We start from the raw sequence: 19,158 nt of genomic DNA, 5'->3' as shown, positions 1-19,158 counted from the left end.
ATTCAGAACTATCTTTATCCTAGCAGGAAACGGTGTTGAATGCTCATTTTTCCGTTTGCATATTTGGTCAGGTATTGCATGAATTTAAAATTCTTGTTAAAATATACTCATTTATTTCTAATGTTGTTGGTTGTTTTGATTAGTTATACATAGCGTCAAGCTCTCCTCGGGAGGAATTTGAATGAGCTTTATTAGTAATTTTGTGCGTAAAGAGGATCCAAACGTCTATCAGGACAAGGATTCTCATATGGCACGTGTGCTGGGTGTCAAAGACATCCTTGCTTTAGGGGTCGGCACCATCGTGTCCACCTCGATCTTTACGCTACCTGGTGTTGTTGCCGCGCAACATGCCGGTCCAGCGGTTGCGCTGTCTTTCTTGGCAGCTGCGGTGGTTGCTGGGCTGGTGGCCTTTGCTTACGCTGAAATGTCAGCCGCAATGCCGTTTGCCGGATCTGCTTATTCGTGGATCAACGTTGTGTTTGGTGAAGGGTTTGGTTGGATCGCCGGCTGGGCACTGCTTGCTGAATACTTTATTGCCGTTGCCTTTGTTGGGTCCGGGTTATCCGCTAACTTTAGGGGCTTGATCGAGCCGCTGGGAATTACCTATCCCAAAGCCTTGGCAAATCCGTTTGGGACGGACGGCGGGGTGATCGATATTACCGCCGTCGTCGTTATCGTCCTGGTTGGTCTATTGCTATCCCGCGGGGTCTCAACTGCTGCCCGGGTGCAAAACATCCTGGTGACCTTGAAAGTCCTCGCCGTTTTGACCTTTATCGTTGTGGGTGCAACTACCATCCACGCCTCAAACTACGTGCCATTTATTCCGGCACACCACGTGAGCGCTGACGGTAATCAATTCGGGGGCTGGCAAGGAATCTACGCCGGCGTCTCAATGATTTTCCTTTCCTATATTGGTTTTGATTCCGTTGCCGCGAACTCGGCTGAAGCGAAGGATCCGCAAAAGACCATGCCACGAGGTATCTTGGGTTCACTCCTGATTGCCGTTGTGCTCTTTGTCGGCGTTGCGCTTGTGCTGGTTGGGATGTTTAAATATTCGGATTATGCCAACAACGCGGAACCCGTTGGCTGGGCACTGCGTCAATCCGGTCACGAAATCGTCGCTACCGTCGTTCAAGGGATTGCGGTTGTTGGGATGTTTACCGCCCTTATCGGGATGATGCTGGCCGGTTCACGGCTGATCTATTCCTTCGGGCGTGATGGCATGTTGCCAAAATGGCTCGGTCAATTGGATAAGAATAATCTGCCAAACCATGCGTTGATCGTGTTGACGGTCGTTGCTGTGATCGTTGGGTCACTGTTCCCATTTGCCTTCCTGTCACAACTGATCTCTGCAGGGACGCTGATTGCGTTTATGTTCGTTTCCCTTGGCATTTACCGGCTGCGGCCGCGTGAAGGTAAGGACATTCCAGATCCTGCCTTCAAGATGCCGTGGTATCCCGTCATGCCTGCACTGGCCTTCTTGGGTGCCTTGCTTGTGTTCTGGGGCCTTGATATCGATGCCAAACTTTACGCGCTGATCTGGTTTATCGTTGGCCTGTTCGTTTACATGGCTTACGGGATGCGGCACTCCTATCTGAATAAGAAATAGGGGTGTGCCTTGATTAGAGGATGTCTAGAGGAGGAACAATAATGGGTGATAATGAACGTCTGTTAGCCAATGAAGCCCCAGCCTTTTCCCGGGCTGCTCGGGTGAAGTACTACAATATTGTCATTCGATCGGGGAAGGGCGCCGTGGTCACGGACGTTGATGGCAACGACTACATTGACTTGCTTGCCAGTGCATCGTCCACCAACACGGGCCACGCCCATCCTCACGTTGTTAAAGCAATTCAAGATCAGGCAGCGCGCTTGATCCAATACACTGCCGCTTACTTTGCGACTGAAAATGAAGCTAAACTTGCGCCAAGATTGGCAGCCTTAGCGCCGATCAGCGGCCCCAAAGCCCTTGCGTGGGGCAATTCGGGTTCTGACGCAAATGATGCCATTATTAAGTTCGCCCGCGCGTATACCGGACGACCAAACATTGTGAGCTTTACCGGGGCCTACCATGGGTCCACATACGGCTCACAGACGCTCTCTGCGGTCAGTTTAAACATGAGTCGAAAGATTGGCCCAATGTTGCCAGGCGTGGTTAAGGTGCCGTTTCCTGACCCCTGGAAGCGATTGACCGACGAAACCGACGACGCATTTGTTGACCGGATGTTTGCTGCATTTAAATTACCGTTTGAAACGTATCTGCCTGCTGAAGAAACGGCGGCAATTCTCATCGAACCCATTCAGGGTGACGGGGGGATCGTTAAGGCACCGCAGAAGTTTATGGAAAAAATTTACCAATTTGCCCACGATAACGGTATCCTATTTGCTGTTGATGAGGTCAATCAAGGCATGGGCCGAACCGGTAAGTGGTGGTCCATCGAAAATTTTGGCTTGGAACCAGACCTAATGTCAGTTGGAAAATCCTTGGCCTCAGGATTGCCGCTTAGTGCTGTGATCGGCCGTCAGGAGATCATGGATTCACTCGGTGCCCCTGGTCACCTCTTTACGACAGCGGGTAACCCGGTCACAACCGCCGCAGCAATGGCAACGATTGACGTCATCGAGGATGAACACTTGATCGACCGCAGTGCCAAACTAGGTCAGCGGGCGGATAAATTCTTCCACGATGATCGCGAGAAGTTTCCGTTTATTGGCGATATTCGGATGTATGGGTTAAATGGTGGGATTGATATCATTGACCCAGAAACGGGTGAACCAGATGCGGATGCTACAACTAAGATCATCTACCGTGTCTTTGAGTTGGGCGCCATTATTATCAGTCTAAAAACAAACGTGCTGCGGTTCCAGCCACCATTGGTCATCACGGATGAGCAACTGGAAAAGGCGTTTACCATTTTGAATCAGGCCTTTAAAGATTTCGCTGCCGGCAAGTTGAGTTTGCCGGAGAATGCGGGAGAGATTGGGTGGTAGAGAGTGTGGAGCAAGGCGGTTAAGGGGCAGAATGTAACGGACTCTGGCAGAAAAGTCCGGGTCTGACTTTTTTGCCAGAGTCCGTTACATGGCCGCCCCTTGCCTTGCGGAACACGTTACGCTACGAGGCCAAGACCCACGTCGCATATCCCTGAATGAGAATGATCCTGGAACAATTGTTAAACACCAAAAAAAAGGCACAGCCACTAAAGGCGGTGCCTTTTTAGATAAAAAAATAAGTAACAGCACAACAAAAAATGTCAGAATCAATCACTTTCTTGCGAATTAGTCAGGCAGTTTCATACTGGGCGACCAAACTGAAAATGATTCAAGATCCGAGGTAGAAGGCAGAATTTTTTTTACAGTGTAAGCCTGTTTAATCGAGAGGGGAGGTTGATGTCGTGTTAACGACAAAACGGGCTTGGTACGCTATTTTAGACCCCATAGTGGAAACGTGTTCTGCAAGGCAAGTTGCGTCCTCTTTCCCCTAAACGTCCTGCTTCACGCACTTAAATTTTTCCTTTTCTTCAATTCTTCCCTAAAGAAAGCCCAATCCCCGTGGTTGAACCGATCCAAGGAAAACTTTAACTAAATTTCTTAGTAAAATTTTATTGAAATTTTTAGTAAGCGCTTTCAATCAGAAAAGTTTGTGCTAAAATAAGGAAGAGTTTTAAGGCAACAGAATTTCACAAAATGGCTTTCTTGGTTACATCAAAAATGTAAGGACTTACATTTTTGATGTACTTCACAAAAGAAATAGTGATGTTTGTGAATTGCTGGTTGCCGAACTTGGCAAGTTGGTTGATTGCTTCAAAAATTTGAGAGTGGGAGGTAATTCTTATGGCAGACAAAAACGATAAGATCACGTTAGACGTTAAAGCGTTCGCCGAAGCCGTTTTGGGTGGGAATCCCAAGAAGGACGACGAAGAAGATAAAGTTTACATCAAACGCCAACTCACGTTATACCTTGAAGCTGTTTTACTGGCTCAAGATTTTAACGATCTTGAAGAGACTCGCTTTGACGTTGCTAAGGCTGAGGAACGTAACGCAATCTTGAACAAGATCATCGAACGGCGTTATTAATTCATTGTATTTATACTAAGGGGCTGTCGCATTTATGAAACACGTTAAACAGTATACGTCCTACGCGTTAGGGGCCTTCGGTCATGACGCGTTCTACGCCACATTGAGCACTTATTTAATGATTTTCATTACGAGTCAGATTTTTGATACGTCTAACAAGGCGTTTAACTCGCATATGATCTACATGGTTTCCACGATGATGATGGTCATTCGGATCATCGAAATTGCCTTTGACCCAATGATCGGTGGGGCGGTTGATAACACGGATACCCGCTGGGGCCAGTTCAAACCATGGTTGATGACTGGTGCCACCATCAGTTCGATCATGCTGATCATCATCTTCACTGACTTTGGCGGGCTGACCACGTCGAACCCAACGTTATACCTCGTTTTGTTCGGTCTGACCTACGTTGTTTTGGATATCTTCTATTCCTTTAAAGATATTTCCTTCTGGTCAATGTTACCTGCTTTGAGTACTGAAGAAGATGTCCGGGCTAAGTTCGGGACGATCGGTCGTTTAGGCTCAACGATTGGTGCCCAAGCAGTGCCGATTGCGATCGTGCCATTGGTCGTTTGGTTCTCAAGCATCTTCTCAGGTGCCAAGAACGGAACTGAAACTCACGCTGGGTGGGTCGGTTTCGCGGTTGTCATCGCTGCTGTTTCCTTCTTAGGGGCCTTGGCCACTACGTTAGGGACTAAAGAATCTAAGACGTTGATTCGTGAAGATACTGAAAAAACTAGTGTTATTGGGATCTTCAAAGCCTTAGGTAAGAACGATCAATTGATGTGGTTAGCCGTATCATACTTCTTCTTTGCCCTAGGCTACGTTGTTACCAACTCACTGTTGCTGTACTACTTCACCTACGTCATGGGCGCCGCAAAACAATTTACCTATGCTGGTTGGTTAATGGCGATTCTCGGGGTTATCTCCGTTTCACTGTTCCCAACCATCGTTGCCAAGGTTCATCGGAAGGCCATTTACGTTGGTGGGATCGTCATGATGATCATTGGTTACGCCGTCTTCTTATTTGCCGGTACAAACAGTGTTGCTGTTATGATCGCCATTGCCATCTTCTTCTTCCCATACCCAATGATCTTCTTGGCCGCTTTGATGACCATTACGGATGCCGTTGAATATGGGCAATGGAAGAACGGTACACGTAACGAATCAGTTACCTTGGCCGTCCGTCCGTTGATCGATAAATTGGCTGGTGCCTTCGCTAACGGCATTGTTGCCCTAGCAGCCGTCCACTCAGGGATGGTTGGGGCTGCCAAAGCCGGTGGCGTTTCAGCTCACCAGCTGATGGTCTTTAAATCATTTATGTTCTACGCACCTGTCATTCTGATCGTGATTGCGGCGTTGATCTACTTCTTCAAGGTTAGTCTGACTGAAGACCGCCACAAGAAGATCGTTGCTGAATTGGAAAAGAAACTGCGTGCTAAGAAGGATGAAGAAGAGAAGACTGCTGAAAATTAGTCATTCTTTTTGATATTATTGTGCGTCCTTTAACGTTCCTTATGGATAATGGTTATCCATGAGGGACGTTTTTTTGTGCGCAGCACGAGTTTTGAGCGGAATTGGGCGTCGGCAGTGTTGTGTGATGACACTCGTAGTTTTATGATGACTGTGGATTTAAATTGGTTGGGATGATTTCAAGCCAATTGGTTGTTGTCGAACTGATAATGGGCATGCTAAGTTACTCTTAGTGGATTATTTTGACATTTTTATGAGAATTCGTTTTTTTAAATTGTTGACAGATGTTCATCAATTGCAATGAAATCAGTCGTTATGCTATTATCAGTTGCTTCACTAAATATGTTAAAATGATTAAAATTTATTGTGTAAAGAGGGGTTTCGCTTGAGTAATCATAAAGGAACATCTACCCGCGAGGTTGTTTATCTCGCAATGCTTGTGGCTGTCACCGTTGTTATTTCCCGGTTCTTCTTAATTCCGGTGCCGATGACCCACGGAAACGTTAACCTGTGCGATGCAGGTATCTTTATTGCGGCACTCTTGTTAGGCCGAAAACAGGGGGCTATCGTTGGGGGCTTAAGCGGCTTCTTACTGGACCTGATCTCCGGCTATTCGCAATACATGTTCTTTTCACTGATCGTTCATGGGTTGGAAGGCTTTGTGGCCGGCTGGATCGGCGCCGGCAAGTCTCGCGGCATGAAGATCGTTGCGATGGTCGTTGGTACCGTTGTGATGGTTGCCGGGTACTTTGTCGCTGATTCATTGTTGTACCACGTTTCAGTCGGACTGATCGGCGTGCCAACGAACTTTATTCAGGGAATTCTGGATGGGGTCGTCGCCTACTTCGTTTCGATCCCGTTGGAGAACCGGCTGCCGCACTTATTGGATTCATAATGGCAGAGATGACAGGTGACCGGCCATTCCTTGTAGCGGAGGATCTTTCCGCAGTCGGCAGTATGTCGCTTGGTGTTGCCGGGCCAATTTTAGCGGCCTGTGACGTTGCGACGGCATTAGTACCGACACAGTTATTATCGACGCAAACAGAGGGCTTTGATACGCCCGCAAAACAGTCTTCGGCTAACTGGCTGGAGGCTGTTCTTGCGCATTGGACCCAGGTTGGTATTCGGCCCCAGGCTGGGCTAATCGGATACTTGGGGGATGCAACCCTAGTGACGACGCTTAAACGCTATTTGCGCACTCGGAAGCTATCGTGGTTGGTCCTCGATCCCGTGATGGCAGACGATGGGGTTTTGTACCCGGGGTTGCCAGCCGATTACGTGGTACAGATGCAGACGTTAGTGACGGAGGCCAGTATCATCACGCCTAACTGGACGGAATTACAACTCCTTATTGGCCAAACACCGGTGGCAAGCGCCACGCGCCAACAAGTGCGGACTGCCGTTGACCAACTTTGGCAGGGGGGCAATCCTGATCTGAAAGTGGTCGTGACGGGTATCACTGTTGGTGATCAAGTGCGGACAATGTGGTTCGCCCATGGCACCGACCATGTGATCGATACGCGTAAACGTCCCGGCCACTTTTATGGCAGCGGGGATGTCTTTACGGCGGTGCTGAGCGGCAGCCTGGCAACCGGCTTATCGTTTGACCAGTCTGTGAGACGGGCGGTTACCGGCACGGCCATTGCATTAGACCAGACTGCAAAAGAAGTGACCGATCGGCGCTTTGGAATGCGGTTGAGCCACTTATTACGCTTTTTAAACACACCACGCCCCGTTTAATATTAAATTCCAACGACAAAATGATTACGAACCCATTATTTGCGGTATTGGTGGGCTATAATTGTTACTATTGAATGGAATTATAGGGGGTACGTGAGTTGGTAAACTCAAGACATCATTTTATTAAAGCAGTTCTCGGCGGTGCAATGGCTGGGTTGCTGCTCTTCACCATCAGTAGTCAGGCAAGTGCGGCCAAGGTCGATAAGAATTACGCTGTAAAGACCACGACCAAGCTTAGTGAACGCGCACGTGTTGTTTCCGTTAAGGACCCAACAACGATGACAACGGCAATTTGGAACTACCCATATCTGTCGAACAAAAATGCGAAGAAGACGCATTGGCTCAAGAATTATACCAACAAAACGTTGCTGGTCACCAAGCAGGAAACGTTAAAGAATGGTATGAAGTACGATTATGTGCAGGTTGCTAACAAGCCAACGGTCAAGGGCTGGGTCTACTCAAAGTGGATTCGTCAAATGACCATGGCAAGTTTGGGCGATTCAATTACTAAGGGCTGGACTGGAAGCGACTACGCTGCTAATCCATACCCTGAAGTGACCGGGACCGACATGGGCATGAGCGTTACCAACTACGGTGAAAACAACGGTGAAGTGACAGGGGATACTAACCTGGATCTGACGTACAATATCGAAAAACATAGTTTTAAGAATACCGACGTTATCACCATTGCATACGGTGTCAACGATTACTTCCACGTGTTGTCGTTAGCGAAGATCCAGTCCGTTTTGGATGCTGATCTGACCGAATCACAAACGAAGTATCCGGATGCACAGATTGTCGGCATCCTGCCAATGGACTGTTACGTATTAGATCCAGACACCAACACCTACGTGAATGCTGGCAGCACCTTGTATAAGGACCACGCTTACACGTTAGGCGACGTCCGTGATACTGAAAAGGCAGTCTACGAAAAGCACAATGTTAAAGTGTTCAACTGGGCTGACTACGAAAGTGAGTTCTTGCCAACGGATGATTCACGCCTAACCTTCTTCGGCGATAACCGCTTGCACCCAACTGCAGCCAGTTACGAAAAGATGGGGAAAGTCTTGGCAACCTATTTGGAAGCTAATTTAAAGTAATCGAACAGCCACAATCATAAAAAGACCATTAAGTTCTACAATATGAACTTAATGGTCTTTTTTGTGTGTGCACTGAGACTTAAATTACAGTGAATTAACAATTTAGATAGTACAGAGGGCAAATTTAATGGGTCTTTATATTGTTGGGTGATTCAAAGTAGCGTTTTAATGTCGCTTTGTTCCACGGTTCGGCCCTGCAGGCTGAGGTCGGGTCGCAGTTTGCAATGCCGAACGGTTCCACTACGCTATGATTCTGGTAGTTGCCATCAAAATTAATAAGTCTTCAAAAGTGGCATCACGAAACTTCTATATTAATCGTTACTAGTGACTAACACGTTATGAGAAGCATTGCTGTTAATAGCTTACTAGCTGTCGAGGGCGGATTCTCTGAGAACTAGTTTTAACGCAATTGTGATGCTTAACCCGTGTCAAATTACGTAATGCAACGGACTGATTCTCTAATGCTAATAATTTTAATTAAACAACACTTTAATAATTTTCACACAAACTTCATACATTATTCTCAAACAATTCTTATAGTTAGGATAATATATAAATATCGAAAGGACGGGTGATAACATGAGTCATTCTGAGCAGACATTTAAACGCGGCAGTTTAGTAAAATGCCAACAAAATCATGAGATGCATGCCAGCTTTATTGGCAGGGTGCAACGCGTTTTTTCTGACCGGCTTGTCGTGGAGGTCATGAATTTCCATTTTAAAGATCGCCGTGTCGTTGAGGCTCACCAGTACTGTCTCATCGTCGCAAAATGCGATGCTCGGATCATGCATATTCTTCAGTGCCAAGACGACACACCGTCGCGTCATCGAAATCAGCATTAATTAAATTCACTGACCTAAAGGAGGTCCTTGTCATGCTTAAAGTTAACGATCTTGTCAATTGTCAACCAAACGGTAATCTCAAACAGTCCTTTGTCGGCCAAATCGAAAAAATTTATGAACGTTCCGTGATGGTTAAAATTATCGATCACCACATTGAAGACCGCTGGAAAGTCATTGAGCTCACAGGGCGCGTCGTGGTGCGAATGCAGAGTGTGACAGTTATTCCAAATGCGATTGAAGTATAACGATAGAAAATACCCAGTTGATTGCAGAACGAGCAAGGTAGCTCGTGTGCAATCAACTGGGTATTTTTTGCGTTTCTATTGAGCAACGTAGTCGATCTTGTTAAAGAAGTCCACGTGGATGTCGTCATCCGTGATCGTCAGTTTGGTAATACTGCCGTTGATCGTGGCGATTCCGGTGTCAAGTTCGGGTGCGTAGCGGTCAACGATTGACCGAATCGTCATCCCGTGAGAAACCACCAGCGCAACGTCGCCATCCTGGCTGTTATCGCGCAGTTTATCAAAGCCGCGGTCTAATCGGGTCCAAAACATATCGTTGGATTCAGCTTCACCGTAAAGGTCGGCTTTATGAATTAAATCGCGGGCTTTTTCCAATCCGTAAGTACCGAGGACTGCGGATTCCGAGGTTAGGTTGACCTGTTCACCAACGAACTGCCACATCTGGTTCAGATCGTTGCCTTCAAAGTAACCGTGGCACTGTTCCCGGAATTCAGGGTACTGGTAGCTGATGATGTTAATGTTTTCTGGATTAGCCTTCAAAATGTGACTTGCCGTTTCAATGGCACGGCCTGAATCTGAGCTATAGGCTGCGTTAAAATTTAAGGCCTTCAATTGCTGGCCAGCACGGTCAGCATCCGCGATTCCCTGTTCCGTTAAGGGTGAGTCGATCCAACCCTGAACTTTATTGTAATGGTTTAACATGGTCTGTCCGTGACGGACAAAGTAGGCAGTAATTGTTTTCATGATCAAGCGCTCCTCATCTAGTGTGTCTCATCAATGCTTTCCTGTTCATTGTACCAAATTAAGCGGCTTTCGACAGGGTTCGTCGTCTGAAAATGACCCAGATGATGAGGCCGGCAAGAAAGAAAACGCCAATGAGTGTCGCAATGAAACCAATCTTTAATCCGGGGGTCGTGTAGGTCAACTTGATCCGGTGGCGACCAGCCGGAATTCTCGCGCCAACGAACCCACTATTGACTTGCTGGGTTGTTGTTGCCCGCCCGTCAACAGTGAGGTGCCAACCGCTAGAATAGGGAATGGAAGTGGTTAGGATCGTTGGTTTATCAGTTGAACTGGTGCCAGACACATGGTTATTTGTGACTGTTAGATGGTTCAGTGCCTGTCTTTGCAAGTGGGTCGTTTCCTGACGGTACTGCCGACCAAATGGCACCGCAATGATCCGAACCCGTTTAAAATGCAGCTGCTTGGCATTGGTAAACGACAGGGAAATTGTTTTGCGCAAGCGGGTTGAGTAGCCCATATTAAGTAGCAGTTGATGCTTTGGCTCATAGTCAGACATATTGTTGATGCCAAGCTGGGTAAAGTCAGTTTTCGTATGGTTGGCAGATACTGTCAGATCATAACTGTCAAAGAAGGGGGACTTGACGATCGTTCGCCATGAATTTAAACGTTGGCTCTTTGTAAAGGGCGTCCCAGCCATTTTGTAACGGTTGCTAGCGAGTGTCTGCCGGTCGCTCGTTGATGCAAATGAGGCCTTGATTCCAGAGAGCTCGACGTATAATTCACAATTTTTATATCTTTGAGGCTGTTTCAGGGTGAGCTGGTACGTTTGACGCTGGCCCAGCAGGTCACTTGTCATGGTGGTCAGTCCGCTTTGATTCGCCTTTTGATTTTTGGTGATCAGTTGCTGATTTTGTTTCAGTAAATTGGTTACTGTTTTCGATGGGTGCGTCAGATTAGTTGCAGCAGCGTATTGGGCAGCTTCCTTGGGCGTCAGCTGATCCGCATTTTTAACATGTTTTGCAGAGAGCGATTGATTCACGTTATTATCCAGTCGGTAGCCGATGGCCTGTTGCAGGGTCGTCACGGGCAGACTCGTTGTGGTGACAGAGTAGGGAACAGTTTTGCTGATTTTTTTTGGTGTGACTTGGCCGATGCCTGATACTGGGTTATCAGTTTGGGCGCCAGTCAAAAGCGCTTGTTCTTTATCAGGCTGAGAGAGCCGGTTAAACGCCTTCTTGTTGAGCTGTTTTGATTGCAGATAGGCGAGTGGCAACGCATTCTTGTTTTTGAGCAAAATGGTGCCGGTCCCATTACCGAGTTGATACACGGGGTGGTCAGCGAATAGTTTTGGCTGACCGTTCTTTGTTTTAATAGCGTTGAACCCGTACGGATGCGGCGCGTGAGATGTCCAATCATCTTGCCGAGTAAATAGGTACTTAACGCCTAAGAGATTCAGCATCGTCGTGCGATTATCGGCGTTCCCCGTTGGGTTATTCATCGCTGTTTGCGCGTTGCCGAGTTCACGATTAAAGGCATCCACATAACCGCTTTGAACGGAGTAATACGAACTAATACTATGCGTTCCAAGCAGCATGCTGATATTGTTGCCAACCGTTGGTGTCGTATAGTAATCGCTTGAAGTTGCAGTACGATAAAATGTGTGATCCATTTTTTTGAGATATTGGTCGGCCTTGTCAAAGAAATCCGTCGTCCATTGGGCAGCTGTGCCCGTTTGCACCTCGTTTTTCGGCGCATCACTGTAGTTGCTGCTGTAAAAACCGAGACCTGTGTTCATCAGATTGATGGTGATTACTAGGAGTAACAGCGACTTTAATTGGGTGGCCGGCAACGGCTTTAGCAGTGCGACTGCGATAATCAGTAGCACGGTCAGAAACAGACCGAAACTCATGAAAAAGTGGGAGCCCGTTTTAAAGATAAATCCGTTAGCACACCAGAATCCGAGGGCAAGCGCGATGGCACTGCCCATAAACCAATAAAAATCACGGACAGTCAATTCGGACAGGCGGTCGATGAAGACGGCGGAGACAATGGCAAATAACAGTTGTGCCAGTAGGAGCCACCTATTTGATGGGGTACTCATGACGTTCATAATTGCCGCAATCTGTGGCAAAAGAAGGCCTACCGCGGTGAGGATAATGAGCGTGTTGAGTGCCCAATAACGTTTAAATCGGCGCATCGTCCAGATAATGGCCATCAGCGTGATGCCGCTAAGACCTAGGATCGTCCAGTAATAGACTGTCCCGTTTGCATTGATCAGGGCGGCTGGTAACCGCAAATAGTAGAGTGCGGGGTAAGTCGTCAGGCCGTTCGCAAAGATTGCGGCGCCAGAACGAGAGGAATGCAGCATTGAGATAATCACAGGAATCAGGATGACACTGGCAAGCAGCAGCGCACCGATGAGTGCCAGAAGAAAAGTTCCGATGGTGCGGATGATGGAACGGTTCAGAACGTGTTTTTGGCGCAGTTCAAAATAGCGCACAATGGCGAAGATAAAGGCGCCAATGGCTAAAACGTACGCAAAGTACAGGTTGCTGACCAGTGCCAGTGCGGTGACAATGGTCAGCCCGAGAGATGAGTGGCCATGATAGATCCGGTCGATGAACAGACAAAGAAGTGGAAAGAAGATCAGTGGTAGTAAGAAGAATGGGTGGTGAAAACTGACGTAAAATGTGAACCCGTTAAACGTATAAATGAGACTGCCAAAGAGCGTGCCGGCACGCTTTAATCGTAGTTGCTTAGCTAATGCCATAAAGGACAGGCCGACGACATACAAGCGCAGCAGCGTTAGCATCCAGTAACCAAATTCAATTTTATCCGCGGAAAACAGCGCAATGAGATAGCTGAACGGATCACCCACAACATAGTAGGCAAAGGTGGTCATCTGATTGGCACCCAATCCTAAATTCCACGACCAGCTAAAGAGTGACTGATGTGTCGTGCCATGCAAGATCCGATAGAATTCCCTGAGAATTGGATAGTGCTGGGCAATTCCGTCTAAATTCCAAATCGTTGTGGCTCCCGACTGATGCAAGGTACCGAAAGTAACGGTAACGATTGCTGCAAATAAAATTGTGTACGCCACCCACACCGGCGTTTTTTCATAAAGCTTTTTCACCATGATCTCTCCAAGTCTGCAATAGTGTCTCTATTATTGCATACATTGCCCCATCAGGAATAGTCCAAACGCGGCCTTCGAGACGGTCGTTGCGTTTTGACTTGTGGTGGGGCAGGCGTTTGATTTGGGCATTGATGCGGAATTTTGGTGGGAGTTCGAATTGGGATGTGCTTAGGAGGGACGAGGACTCCTGCATAGGCCAGCTCTGACAAAAATTCCAGATTCCGTTGTTGGACCTGTTTTCAGCGAGCTGCTTGCGACGAAATTTTCCCCTTACAAAGTTGAAACGCGTTCGGGAAGGCAAGAGGTTGCACCTAAACGACTTCAGCCACAAATTCCAGGACCATTTACCGGAATTTAGTTTTCAGCGAGTTGCTTGCGACGAGATTTTTCCCTTACATAGTGGAAACGCGTTCGGGAAGGCAGAGGGCTCCTGCATAAGCCAACTAAGCGCTTTCCCTCACGCTCTGATTACTTTTCCACTCACTTTTAATTACGTTTGTGTAACATGGCTCCTTTTTTCAGAATTTTAGGTAAAATAGAGCAAGAGAACCTGTGGTGAAAGAATGAGAATTGATGGCAAAACGCGCTGAATGGGTCGACATGGCCAAGGCAATCGGGATGATTGCCGTTGTACTTGGTCATGCCATTCATCCCTTGGTAGCGGACCCCAAGATGAGTACGCTATTTTCAGTGATTTATTGGTGGCATATGCCGCTATTCTTTATAATTGGGGGCTTTTTCTTAAAGCCGCTGACAAAAACGTGGGCTGGCTTCCGGGCTTTCTTTAAAAAGCGGATCGTGCCCAACCTAAAATCTTACTTTCTTGCAGGAAGTATTCTGATACTAATTAGTCACTTTATTAGAGGACACAGTTGGAAATACACGTTATTCTACTTTGTCCGGTTGGTGTATGGTGGCCGGACGTTGAATCATGACCTGTCCATTTTTTGGTTTATGACGGTTTACATTTTGACAGTCATTGTGGTGGAATTGATCATCACGTGGGTCGATTCGGTGCCCGCTCAGTTCTTCATCGCAATGACGCTCTATATGACCGGGATGACGTATAAGCACATGGAATTTTTCCAGTATAAGTACGTGCCGTGGGACGCTGATATTGTCTTGCTGACGACGCTATATATGCTCTGCGGGTACTACGGGTTTAAGTACTATAATAAGATTCCGCATAAGAACTACTTTATTGCGGCAACAATGGCCATCTATGCCATTTTGATCATCTATAAATACCGCGGTATTTTACGGTTTAGTCTTTATTTAAAATCACACAACATTGCAAATTCATTCTTGGGGTTGTTTATCCCGTTGATCGTCTGTTTCATGATCTTTATGATCAGTGATTGGATGATGCGGGTAGGGGGACTCTTCAAATGGTTGCTGCCGTTTGGCTGGTACTCGAGTGCGATTATGTACATGCATAAAATGGTGCTGGATGCCGTCGCAATGGTTCCCATTTTAAATCACTGGGAAATCCAGTGGGTAGCGGGCTTGATCATCCCAGTACAGATTGCCATGAGCTATCATCGACTGAGGCTGGCTTGGACGTTACGCAAGGAAACCCATATGTCCCAATCTTAAATATAATAAAAAAAGGACGCGCATCAGAAAAGCTGATCGGGTCCTTTTTTATGCCGTCGTGGCACAAAAAAGACGTCGCGGATGCGACGTCTCTTAATTGCTATATTTAAGGGATTAGTTCTTATCCATTGCGTGGCCACCAAAACCGTTACGTAAAGCTGAAACAACTTTACCGTTAAAGGTGTCATCTTGCATTGAACGGAAACGAACTTGAACGGCGTCAGAGATAACTGGCGTTGGAACACCATGAGCCATGGCGTCTTCGACAGTCCATTGACCTTCACCGTTTGAGTGCATGCGACCTTTGATCTTGTCCAAGTTGGCATCCTTAGCAAAGGCTTCTTCAGCCAATTCGATCAGCCAGCTACGGATAACTGAGCCGTGGTTCCAAACCTTCGCAACGGCTTCGTTGTCGTAGTCAAAGTCAGAAGCTTGTAACACTTCGAACCCTTCACCGATGGCTTCCATCATTCCGTATTCAATACCGTTGTGGACCATCTTCAAGTAGTGACCTGAACCGGCTTTACCGGTGTAAAGGTAACCGTCTTTTTGTGAAATGTCTTCGAACAGGGGACGGATAACTTCGAATTCAGCAGCGTCGTCGCCACCGATCATGAAGTTCCCACCGTTCAGGGCACCGCTCCAACCGCCTGATGACCCACAGTCAAAGTAGTGAACGCCCTTTTCCGTCAAAAGACGGTTGTGACGTAGAGAGTCTTTCCAGAATGTGTTCCCACCATCGATAACAATGTCGCCTTCGTTTAAAGCATCAGCTAATTGATCAACAGTAGCATCAGTTGGTTTGCCAGCTGGTACCATGATCCAAACAATCTTTGGTGATGGTAATTGGCTAACCATGTCTTCCAAACTGGTTGCAGTAGCGGCACCGTAAGTGGCTGCTTCTTCAACTAACTTTGAATCAAGATCAAAACCAACGACTTCGTTATCGTGACGAAGCATGTTTTGGGCTAAATGGATACCCATTTTTCCTAATCCGATTAAACCTAATTTCATTAGAAAAACTCCTCGTTTCGTTTTTGTGTGTTCTTCTTGTCAACGACATTATTATATTAGAAACCGAACCGAAAAACAAGCCGGAATGTAAAAGATTTTCATTTTTATTTACAGTTGTGTAAAAAAGGATTGTGAATTTAAACGACTATGAAAATGCTAACGACACGGGGAACATAGGATTATTTTTACAGTTTAAGCAATCAAAAACTAATGGGATAGACCAGATTTAAAGCGATTAGCGCCCCAGCTACGCCCCAAATTGCAGCCAGGTAGTAGCGGTAGTAATAGGTGAGGGCAACGAGTTCACGTAGAGTTGCAGAAAACAGACTGATAGCACTGGTTGGCGCAGCTAAAACACCGATAGTTTTAAACCCGCTATTGTGCGCCAGTAGTTTACTGCGTGTGACATGATAGTTGCTTGTTGCGAATGCCGTTCGAGACGGAACTGTGCTGGGCAGCAAGTGACGACTGAATTTAAAGTTTTCCTGGGTTGAAGTGGCGTGATCTTCTAATTGAATATGGTCAGCTAGGACGCCATGCTGAATCAGGTAGGCCGCCATCGCATGTGCTTCAGATTGTGGTTCATCTATGCCTTGACCACCACTGACGATAATGCGTGGCGGGACTGTTTCGGTATTATAAACTGCTAGAACGCGATCCAAGCGCCGTTTTAATGTGCGTGATAGACCACGTACCGTGACCTGTGCACCTAAAACAATAATCAGCCGGCTCTTGGTTGCCTGATGTCTCAGATGGTAGCTGGTGAGAGAAAAATAGGTTGCCATTAGTAATAGGAAGGTCAACCACACAATGCCAAACCAGAATAAGATGCTGCCCCATAGAGTGCGACTCGCCATGTAGCTTGGGACAATTAAAAGATTGATGAGTCCAATAAGAATGACCAAGGACAACCAAAACCGTTTATGATAGGTCGGGCCATGTGTCAGGGCGCGCGCTTGCCAGACAGTAGTGAGACTTGCAATCAGGGCCAGGATTGCCATATAGACGGCCAATTTTTGCGGCACAATACGCGCAATGACACAGCAGATCATCCAGGTGCCGTCTGCTAGCCAGTAGATTAACTGCGTCGGGTTAAATAAGGTTAGTCCTCCTGACAATAACAGGAGCGTCAAAAATACCCAGATCAAGGGCACACCTCCATTTCCTTACCCATAATGTAGCATATCTAGTGGGTATAATGGTGCATTGACTTTTTAGTGTTTCATTTGTATGATTAATATCAGCAATGAAACAGCAAGTAGGACGTTGATGAACGGGTAAGTGAGAGACTTGGCGGGAGCTGCGAGCCAAGCGTCGCAACGACCGAAGTACACTGTGGAGCGAGACTAGGTCAACCTAGCGGGTCATGCCGTTATTCATGTCGAGAGATTGTTTCTACTATATAATAGACACAATAACTTGGGTGGTAACGCGGAATTTAATTTCGTCCCTATTAGCAATGTGCTAATGGGGACTTTTTTTAGTCTTAAGGAGGGCTACTTGTGACAATTTTAGATGAATTAAAATGGCGTGGCGCCATTAACCAACAAACGGATGAGGCGGGGCTTAGCGATTTAGTTAAGGAAAAGGCAGTCGGCTTGTACGTCGGCATTGATCCAACTGGGGATTCCATGCACATCGGGCATTTGATCCCATTCATGATCTTAAAACGGTTCCAGTTAGCAGGTCATAAACCTGTCATCGTTATTGGTGGTGGGACAGGGTCGATTGGGGATCCAAGTGGTAAGAAGTCTGAACGGGTCCTTCAAACGATGGACCAGGTGCACCACAATGAAGATGCGATCACTGCCCAAATGGAACACCTTTTCGGTCAAGATGGCAGCTTCAAAATCGTTAATAACTATGAATGGTTGTCGAAGATGTCACTGCTAGATTTCCTCCGCGACTACGGGAAGCTGTTCAATGTGAACAACATGCTGGCTAAAGAAGTCGTTGCTTCACGGTTGGAAGTTGGAATTTCATTTACGGAATTTACTTACCAGATCCTACAATCTGTTGATTTTCTGCACCTATATCAACACGAAGATGTGCAGGTTCAAATCGGTGGTGCCGACCAGTGGGGAAACATTACAGCTGGTATCGATTTGATTCATAAGATCGAGGGCAGCGAGGCTAAAGCATACGGGCTTACCATTCCATTGATGCTTAAGGCTGATGGAACCAAGTTCGGAAAAACGGCTGGCGGCGCAGTTTGGCTAGATCCAGAAAAAACGTCTCCTTATGAATTCTACCAATTTTGGCTTAACCAAGATGATCGCGATGTTGTGAAGTATCTCAAGTACTTTACCTTCCTTAATAAGGAAGAAATTGATGACCTTGAGCAGAAAGTGGGCACTCAGCCAGAAAAACGCGAAGCCCAACGTCGGCTCGCACAAGAAGTGACTAGTTTTGTTCACGGGGATGCGGCGGTGACAGAAGCAGAGAATATCTCTAAGGCATTATTCTCTGGGGACGTTTCAGCATTATCGGCCAGTGAGATCGAACAGGGCTTCAAGAACATGCCTTCGGTTGATGTCACGACCGAACCACGTAATATTGTTGAATGGCTGGTAGATGTGACCAACATCGAATCTTCGCGGCGTCAGGTTCGTGAGGATATCAATAACGGCGCTATTCGCATCAACGGTGACAAAGTGACGGATGTGGATGCCGTTATCGATCCTGCAAGTCACTTTGATGGGAAGTTCGTTATTGTTCGTCGTGGGAAGAAGCGCTACTTCTTGGCACGCGTTAAGTAAGCACGAGGAACAAATTGGTGACTTGTTCGGTCATGTTAATGAATTTAGGCAACTAGTGGGACTGCTTGAGGTTTACGTAGTGGCTGACCCTTGATAGGGTGGCGAAGACCATTAGTTGTGATCATTTAAGAGACTTCATCTAGGGTTCCCAACAGGAACCAGAGACGGGGTCTCTTTTTTGTCACGTCAACTAAGATGGGATTCAATTATTTTACTGGAGGTCGGTGGTCCAAGTTGGCAGATGTCCGTAGCAATAGGGTGCTTATCTGAAAAAAGAGGGGGTGGTGGTCAGAATTATAATTATTTTGAAAAACAGCTTGACCATTTTCAGAATTCTGGTATAGTTAAATCTGTTGTCGCGAACGGTAACGCTGACCTGTACCAATTTTAAATAAATGAATTTGGTAGTTGACAGAAATCGTTCGAGATGATATTC

General features: G+C 46.7%; 15 protein-coding genes and 1 other annotated feature. Of the genes, 10 read left to right on the top strand and 5 right to left on the bottom strand.

All coding sequences use genetic code 11. The features are described 5' to 3' along the window. The first annotated feature begins 181 nt into the window (after positions 1-181). The 7 genes from AYR61_RS00850 (at position 182) to AYR61_RS00815 (ending at position 8,385) form a co-directional block, all read left to right on the top strand. Complete coding sequence (locus tag AYR61_RS00850; protein ID WP_056987792.1) at positions 182-1,609, top strand: APC family permease; 1,428 nt, start codon at positions 182-184, stop codon at positions 1,607-1,609. 41 nt (positions 1,610-1,650) lie between these two features. Continuing rightward, positions 1,651-2,988, top strand: a complete 1,338-nt coding sequence (locus tag AYR61_RS00845) for an aspartate aminotransferase family protein (protein WP_056987791.1) — start codon at positions 1,651-1,653, stop codon at positions 2,986-2,988. 840 nt (positions 2,989-3,828) lie between these two features. Then, positions 3,829-4,071 (top strand): hypothetical protein, encoded by a 243-nt coding sequence (locus AYR61_RS00835; RefSeq protein ID WP_054711087.1) that lies wholly within the window; start codon positions 3,829-3,831, stop codon positions 4,069-4,071. Positions 4,072-4,105: 34 nt separating this feature from the next. After that, a complete protein-coding gene (locus AYR61_RS00830; protein WP_065900980.1) occupies positions 4,106-5,548 on the top strand; it encodes a glycoside-pentoside-hexuronide (GPH):cation symporter in 1,443 nt (480 codons plus the stop codon). A 382-nt stretch (positions 5,549-5,930) separates the two neighbouring features. Continuing rightward, positions 5,931-6,440, top strand: coding sequence for an ECF transporter S component (locus tag AYR61_RS00825; protein WP_054711089.1), 510 nt, complete (start codon positions 5,931-5,933; stop codon positions 6,438-6,440). After that, positions 6,440-7,285 carry a PfkB family carbohydrate kinase gene (locus tag AYR61_RS00820; protein ID WP_065900973.1) on the top strand — a complete coding sequence of 282 codons (846 nt, stop codon included), beginning with the start codon at positions 6,440-6,442 and terminating at the stop codon, positions 7,283-7,285. The genes AYR61_RS00825 and AYR61_RS00820 overlap by 1 nt, the downstream gene beginning before the upstream one ends. A gap of 98 nt (positions 7,286-7,383) precedes the next feature. Next, on the top strand, positions 7,384-8,385 hold the full coding sequence (locus tag AYR61_RS00815) for an SGNH/GDSL hydrolase family protein (protein WP_054711093.1): 1,002 nt from the start codon (positions 7,384-7,386) through the stop codon (positions 8,383-8,385). Positions 8,386-9,000: 615 nt separating this feature from the next. On the opposite strand, the gene AYR61_RS00810 is transcribed toward AYR61_RS00815, so the two are convergent. After that, complete coding sequence (locus AYR61_RS00810; protein ID WP_156319336.1) at positions 9,001-9,192, bottom strand: hypothetical protein; 192 nt, start codon at positions 9,190-9,192, stop codon at positions 9,001-9,003. A 68-nt stretch (positions 9,193-9,260) separates the two neighbouring features. Here AYR61_RS00810 and AYR61_RS00805 point away from each other — a divergent pair, with 68 nt between their 5' ends. Continuing rightward, positions 9,261-9,473: a hypothetical protein gene (locus tag AYR61_RS00805; protein ID WP_056987788.1), complete on the top strand. Its 213-nt coding sequence runs from the start codon at positions 9,261-9,263 to the stop codon at positions 9,471-9,473. A 75-nt stretch (positions 9,474-9,548) separates the two neighbouring features. Here the strand turns inward: AYR61_RS00805 and AYR61_RS00800 are convergent, their stop codons facing one another. Next, entirely contained in the window at positions 9,549-10,214 is a 666-nt protein-coding gene (locus AYR61_RS00800) for a histidine phosphatase family protein (RefSeq protein WP_054711099.1), read from the bottom strand. A gap of 58 nt (positions 10,215-10,272) precedes the next feature. After that, on the bottom strand, positions 10,273-13,353 hold the full coding sequence (locus AYR61_RS00795) for a YfhO family protein (RefSeq protein ID WP_056987787.1): 3,081 nt from the start codon (positions 13,351-13,353) through the stop codon (positions 10,273-10,275). A gap of 573 nt (positions 13,354-13,926) precedes the next feature. On the opposite strand from AYR61_RS00795, the gene AYR61_RS00790 reads away from it, so the two are divergent. After that, positions 13,927-14,949 carry an acyltransferase family protein gene (locus AYR61_RS00790; RefSeq protein WP_065900970.1) on the top strand — a complete coding sequence of 341 codons (1,023 nt, stop codon included), beginning with the start codon at positions 13,927-13,929 and terminating at the stop codon, positions 14,947-14,949. Between the two features lie 114 nt (positions 14,950-15,063). Here AYR61_RS00790 and gnd read toward each other — a convergent pair whose 3' ends face one another. Together gnd and AYR61_RS00780 are read right to left on the bottom strand one after the other, a co-directional pair. Next, positions 15,064-15,963 (bottom strand): phosphogluconate dehydrogenase (NAD(+)-dependent, decarboxylating), encoded by a 900-nt coding sequence (gene gnd / locus AYR61_RS00785; RefSeq protein ID WP_054711110.1) that lies wholly within the window; start codon positions 15,961-15,963, stop codon positions 15,064-15,066. 200 nt (positions 15,964-16,163) lie between these two features. After that, positions 16,164-17,111 (bottom strand): YdcF family protein, encoded by a 948-nt coding sequence (locus AYR61_RS00780; RefSeq protein ID WP_054711112.1) that lies wholly within the window; start codon positions 17,109-17,111, stop codon positions 16,164-16,166. Positions 17,112-17,200: 89 nt separating this feature from the next. Next, positions 17,201-17,418 (top strand) — a binding site (T-box leader). Positions 17,419-17,465: 47 nt separating this feature from the next. On the opposite strand from AYR61_RS00780, the gene tyrS reads away from it, so the two are divergent. Further along, positions 17,466-18,722 carry a tyrosine--tRNA ligase gene (gene tyrS / locus AYR61_RS00775; protein ID WP_065900957.1) on the top strand — a complete coding sequence of 419 codons (1,257 nt, stop codon included), beginning with the start codon at positions 17,466-17,468 and terminating at the stop codon, positions 18,720-18,722. Positions 18,723-19,158 lie beyond the last annotated feature (436 nt).

It is taken from the genome of Secundilactobacillus paracollinoides (assembly GCF_001702155.1).
In the GTDB taxonomy this organism is placed as follows: domain Bacteria; phylum Bacillota; class Bacilli; order Lactobacillales; family Lactobacillaceae; genus Secundilactobacillus; species Secundilactobacillus paracollinoides.
The sequence above is the reverse complement of the archived record's forward strand: the minus strand, read 5'-3'. Positions and strand labels throughout refer to the sequence as shown.

What these genes read in the sequence shown, in the direction of transcription:
- AYR61_RS00850 (WP_056987792.1), top strand. Translation starts at nt 182, where the DNA reads ATGAGCTTTATTAGTAATTTTGTGCGTAAAGAGGATCCAAACGTCTAT.
- AYR61_RS00845 (WP_056987791.1), top strand. Translation starts at nt 1,651, where the DNA reads ATGGGTGATAATGAACGTCTGTTAGCCAATGAAGCCCCAGCCTTTTCC.
- AYR61_RS00835 (WP_054711087.1), top strand. Translation starts at nt 3,829, where the DNA reads ATGGCAGACAAAAACGATAAGATCACGTTAGACGTTAAAGCGTTCGCC.
- AYR61_RS00830 (WP_065900980.1), top strand. Translation starts at nt 4,106, where the DNA reads ATGAAACACGTTAAACAGTATACGTCCTACGCGTTAGGGGCCTTCGGT.
- AYR61_RS00820 (WP_065900973.1), top strand. Translation starts at nt 6,440, where the DNA reads ATGGCAGAGATGACAGGTGACCGGCCATTCCTTGTAGCGGAGGATCTT.
- AYR61_RS00805 (WP_056987788.1), top strand. Translation starts at nt 9,261, where the DNA reads ATGCTTAAAGTTAACGATCTTGTCAATTGTCAACCAAACGGTAATCTC.
- AYR61_RS00800 (WP_054711099.1), bottom strand. Translation starts at nt 10,214, where the DNA reads ATGAAAACAATTACTGCCTACTTTGTCCGTCACGGACAGACCATGTTA.
- AYR61_RS00795 (WP_056987787.1), bottom strand. Translation starts at nt 13,353, where the DNA reads ATGGTGAAAAAGCTTTATGAAAAAACGCCGGTGTGGGTGGCGTACACA.
- AYR61_RS00790 (WP_065900970.1), top strand. Translation starts at nt 13,927, where the DNA reads ATGGCAAAACGCGCTGAATGGGTCGACATGGCCAAGGCAATCGGGATG.
- gnd (WP_054711110.1), bottom strand. Translation starts at nt 15,963, where the DNA reads ATGAAATTAGGTTTAATCGGATTAGGAAAAATGGGTATCCATTTAGCC.